Origin of the sequence: Candidatus Kurthia intestinigallinarum (assembly GCF_003991225.1) — a bacterium.
Taxonomy (GTDB): Bacteria; Bacillota; Bacilli; order Bacillales_A; family Planococcaceae; genus Kurthia; species Kurthia populi.
This window is the reverse complement of the sequence record NZ_JTFC01000136.1, coordinates 1-778: the sequence shown is the minus strand read 5'-3', so window position 1 is coordinate 778 and position 778 is coordinate 1. Positions and strand designations below refer to the sequence as shown.

Below are 778 nucleotides of genomic sequence, written 5' to 3'. Positions count from 1 at the left end.
CACTTTCCGTAAATAAAGCCTCTCCGTTTTCATCAACAATGTATTCTTTTCGAGACTTCGCACCCCAGCTCCCATCTTCTAAAAATGGTCGCATCGTTAACATCACATGGGCATGTGGATTTTTGGCATCATCACGATGAATGGCAATGTCCGCAACCATACCCTCATCTACAAATACCTCTTGCACAAAATGACGTAGTAATTCTCTTTGCTGCTGCTGTGATAACTCCACTGGTAATGCAACTGTAAATTCACGCGCTAATTGAGCGTTTTTCGCCTTTTCAATCTTCTCGACTTCATTCCATAATCTTTCCCGATCTAAACACCACTCCGGGGCATGAACAGGCTTTAAAAGCATTGTCTCTGGCAACACATCACGATGATGATAAGAACTGACCTTATCATACCGTTCACTATATAATTGTTCTCCACTTCGATAAGCTGCACTGGCAATTGCTGATTGTCCTTTACCTCTAGAAATGACTTGCATACTAAAATGATAAATTGCCATCAAGCATCCCTCTTTCCACAGGAGCGCTAGCGAGTTTTTCACGTGAAGCGTGACCATGTTTTCGCACATACACCAAATGGAAGCGTAGCGTACAGATGGTGTATAAGTGCGCCCTTGTTATTAGCGCCCTTGTTATTAGCGATATTATCACAAATCTCTTATTATTTGAATTATTTTCTCTTTTATGCTCTAATATTGTTAAAATAATATTCAAGAATGAGAGGAGCAACAATCATGAATGAGATTCGTAAAAAACTCGATAAGCTT

Annotated in this window: 1 protein-coding gene; it reads right to left on the bottom strand. The window is 40.0% G+C overall.

Annotated elements, in window-relative coordinates; translation table 11 throughout:
* On the bottom strand, window positions 1-511 hold a 511-nt coding region (gene mobQ / locus QI30_RS19185; protein WP_158621093.1), incomplete at its 3' end, for a MobQ family relaxase.
* Between the last annotated feature and the right edge of the window lie 267 nt (window positions 512-778).